The 4,390-nt window shown below is 48.0% G+C and carries 4 protein-coding genes; all 4 read left to right on the top strand.

The genetic code is table 11. The annotated features are described in order from the left end of the window. The gene (locus tag B3Z75_RS14230) at positions 1-144 is read left to right on the top strand and encodes a sigma factor-like helix-turn-helix DNA-binding protein (protein ID WP_414702840.1); all 144 of its coding nucleotides are present in this window, start codon (positions 1-3) and stop codon (positions 142-144) included. Between the two features lie 160 nt (positions 145-304). Next, entirely contained in the window at positions 305-1,126 is an 822-nt protein-coding gene (locus tag B3Z75_RS00935; RefSeq protein WP_286879951.1) for a FecR family protein, read from the top strand. Between the two features lie 15 nt (positions 1,127-1,141). Beyond that, positions 1,142-3,868, top strand: coding sequence for a TonB-dependent receptor (locus B3Z75_RS00930; protein ID WP_294066748.1), 2,727 nt, complete (start codon positions 1,142-1,144; stop codon positions 3,866-3,868). Positions 3,869-3,872: 4 nt separating this feature from the next. Further along, on the top strand, positions 3,873-4,390 hold a 518-nt coding region (locus B3Z75_RS00925; protein WP_294066745.1), incomplete at its 3' end, for a DUF4249 family protein.

Below are 4,390 nucleotides of genomic sequence, written 5' to 3'. Positions count from 1 at the left end.
ATGGCAAAGCGAGATGGGTTAAGCTACAGGGATATTTCAGAACAAACCGGGCTAACCGTAAAGACCATTGAAAACCATGTCTTCCGTGCCATGCAATCGCTGCGCACCAAAGATTTCAATGCCTATCTTTTCTTCTTTGCCTGAACAATTGCCCTGAATAAAAACAGACAAGCTGCTCGAGTTACTCCCCTGTTTTTTCAACCGATAAGCCGCATAGGGAAGAATAATTGAAAATTCTTCGCGATCGTGTGAGAGATTTTATTTTTTTTGCGTCTCATGTATAGAAAGCGTTTGAAACTGATATATGCAACAGAACAGAAACGACATCGATGAATCTATCCGTTTTGTGGCACAGCACTACCGTCAAGGGGTGTTCGATACTGCAAAAGGGTGGAAAAGGCTGACACATTCACTTCAGGAATTCAGGAGGGTGCAATATCTCTCACTTGTGACACGCGTGGCAGCTGTTGCCCTGTTACTGATAGTCACCGGAGTCGGTATCTGGATATCGGTAAACCGCCCGAGTCAACTTCTGGCTGAATCCGATAACACCATATTCAGTCTGCCCGATCACACCGAAGTAGTGATGCAGGAAGGGGCAGAGCTGACCTACGACCGTCACTTCGGGAATCGTTACCGTCATGTCTCCATGCACGGCAATATTCGTTTCAGTGTGACACACGATGAGACCATGCCATTTATCGTTTTTACACCCACAGCCAAGATCACGGTGTTAGGGACAGTGTTCAATGTGTCGGAGAACGATGAAGGAACGGAACTATCGGTTATTTCGGGGAAAGTCCTCTTCACACCCGAGTCACCCGCCGTACAGATTCTTTGTACAAAAGGTATGCGTGTACACTACCGGGAGAAAGGAAAAGAGATCAACGTATTCTCCGACGACACATCCATCTTCTATAGCGCCGAGCGAAATGAGCTCTCAATCAATAACGCCACCCTCGAACAGTTGCTCATGCTGTTATCACAATACTACAACGTACAAATGAAAGCACCTGAAGAAGAGTTGCCGTTGCGTCTGACCAGTACTTTTTCAGGGAAAAGCATCATTGAGATCCTGAACATCATAAATATAACGTTAGATTCCCATATACAAATCGTGAATTAACTTTATTCTTTTTTAATGGAACGCTACATCCTCTTTTTTCTGCTGTTCATTTGCCTCCACACGGGAGCATCCGAACCGCAAAAAATCACCATCCGCGCAGAACGGAAATCGATCACCGAACTGATCAGACAGATTGAATCCCAAACCGATTATCGCTTTTCATACAATCCTGATTTGCTGAAAAAACTTCCACCCATATCGATACGAGTAGAGGATGAAACCATTGAGAACGTGCTGGGAGCTTTATTTGATAAGACCGATATACAGTTTATCATTCGTGATAAGTTCATCATCCTGAAAAAACGGCAGAAAGAAATCACCATCAGTGGTTTTATCCATGACCGTGAATCACATGAGACCCTTATATCCGCCAACATCATTGATCTTGTTTCCGGACAGGGTGCCGTCAGCAACAATTTCGGGTTTTACAGCCTCACCATTCCACCAGGGAGTTTAACCCTCCGCCCCAGCTACGTGGGATATGCCACCGAACACCATCCTTTTATCGTAACACAGGACACCGTGATCCATTTTTATCTGCGTCCCTCTTCGTCACTGAAGGAGGTCGTGGTGGAGGGGGACTTGCGAAACCCGATACAGCATGCAGAAACAGGGAAGATCAGTTTTAATGCCGGAACACTGAATGCTGTTCCGGCATTAATGGGTGAACACGACGTGATTAAGGTCCTGCAGCAACTGCCCGGTGTGGCAGTGGGTAGCGATGCCATGGCAGGGTTATATGTACGTGGCGGCAATGCCGATGAAAACCTCTACCTTGTGGATGGAAATCCGCTCTACCATGTGCACCATCTGTTGGGGCTGTTTTCCACCTTCAATCCCGAGGCGGTGAAAACAATGGATTTTTACAAGGGTAGCTTTCCGGCGCGGTATGGCGGGCGGCTCTCATCTGTAGTTGATTTGCGGATGAACGACGGAGATATGAAACAGATGTCCGGAACCGCTTCCATCGGGCTCATCTCCTCTCGCCTGAACCTGCAGGGCCCCATCGTCAAGGATAAAACATCATTCTCTGTCTCGCTCCGCCGCACTTATCTCGACTTGCTTGTGCGGCCGGCACTCTACTTCATGAACCGGCAAAACAAAAAAGACGATCCGGAAAACCACGATAAAATTGACTTTGCCTATTATTTTTATGATTTCAACGCGAAGATCAATCACAAGTTTTCAGACAAGAGCCGTCTCTATCTGAGCTTGTACAACGGCAAAGACAAACTGTTCTTCAAGAACGAATCAAGATACGGAGGTACGAACCAGTATGACGGAACAACGGGAGAAGCCGAAGCCTATCCGGTTACCAACCACAGCACCGAGACGGCAAACATGGATATCGGCTGGGGAACAGGCATGGTATCGCTGAACTGGGCTTATGCTGTGAACAGCAAGCTATTTTCCAATGCCACACTGATATATAACCGCTTCAGTTCTGATATTTCGCTTTATTCGGAAAACGAGGATTTTTATACAACTACCAATCCTGTGACGGATACAAAAGAGCTCGTGAAAACCTCCCAATTTTTTAATCCTGTATACCGGTCGGGCATCGAAGACTTGGGTTACCGCCTCGATTTTGATTATGCATACGACAACAATCACCTGATCCGCTTTGGCACAGCCCTCCTGCAACACAACTTCCGCCCCGAGGAGAGTCGAATCTACCGGAGAGAGACTGATGGGGAAAGAAAAAAAAACGACACCATCACCTATGCCGATGAACGAATCAGGGTGAAAGAGCTCTCTCTCTACGCCGAAGACGAAATGGCCTTCGGCAAGCGACTAAAGGTGAACGCCGGCATGCATCTCTCCGGCTTCTTCGTGCAGGGAAAATCCTACCTGAGCGCACAACCCCGTCTCTCGGCACGCTATCTCCTGTGGGACGACCTCTCGATGAAAGCCTCCTACGGCAGGATGAGCCAGTACGTACACCTGTTGCAGAGCAGCTACCTCAACTCTCCCAACGATTTATGGGTGCCGATCACCAAAAATGTGAAGCCACTCTCCTCCTACCAGTTTTCGGTGGGACTCTATGGCAGATACCATGGTTTTGATCTGTCGGCAGAGACCTACTACAAGAAATCGTCCAACCAGGTGGAATATAAAGACGGGGCCAGCATCCTTACAGGCAATAGCAGATGGGAGGATCGTGTTGCACAGGGGATTGGCACATCATACGGCGTGGAGCTGATGGCAAAAAAGAACATCGGCAACAGTTCGGGATGGATCGGATACACGCTCTCATGGGCTGACCGGCAGTTCCCCGGGGGAGAGATCAATCAGGGAAAGAGCTATCCGGCGAAACAGGACAACCGGCACAAGATCAATGCCGTTTTCATGCACAAGTTCAACCGCAAATTCGATCTTAATCTTTCCTGGATCTATGCCACAGGTAACTGGACTACCCTGCCGGAGGAGGAGTATATCAACATGCATGGCGTGAAGGAGCCTTATATAGAGCGACGGAACAATTACAAGATGCCCAACTATCAACGACTCGACTTAAGTTTCAATTACTACCGCCACAAGAAGAGCGGCAGGACGGGTATCTGGAATATCAGCATCTATAACACCTATGCCCACCACAACTCCTTTCTGGTACTACCTTCAGAGAAATTCGCTCCCAATCCGGACACGGTAGACGGATATCCGCAAAAGGGTATTCCGGCATACCAGAGTTACTGTCTCTTCCCCATCATTCCCTCCTTCTCCTATACTTATAAATTCTAAAAAAATGAAGCGCCCACAATACATACTGCAAACAATACTGCTGATGACTTTGCCGCTCCTTTTTGCCGCCTGTGAGAAAGAGATCAGGCTGAATATGGATGGCTACAAGCCCAGGATTGTGATGAACGGTATCATCTCTCCCGATTCACTCATCGAGATAAGGGTCAGCAAAAGTTTTCTCTATACCGACACGTTTACCGAAAAGAGTCGCCTGGGTAATGCTACCCTCACATTGTACATCAACGGCGAAGAACGGGAGAAAATGGTGAAGATCGGCACCGAGAGTAATACAAACCATGACCGTCTCGGGTTTCAGTATACCGCATTGATGACCCTTTTCCGTTCAACCGTGCGTCCCAAGACAGGAGACCGGATCCGTATCGAGGCCTCAGCAGAAGGGTTTAATACCGCCTGGGCGGAAACCACCATACCGTTGCCGCCACAGATCAACCGGATCGACACAGCCACCTTCTTCACGGCACAAAGAATCATGGAGGAGATCAACAACGAATATTATCCCGG

This window comes from Proteiniphilum sp. UBA1028 (assembly GCF_002316955.1).
Lineage (GTDB): Bacteria > Bacteroidota > Bacteroidia > Bacteroidales > Dysgonomonadaceae > Proteiniphilum.
This window is presented reverse-complemented; position numbering and strand designations above follow the sequence as displayed.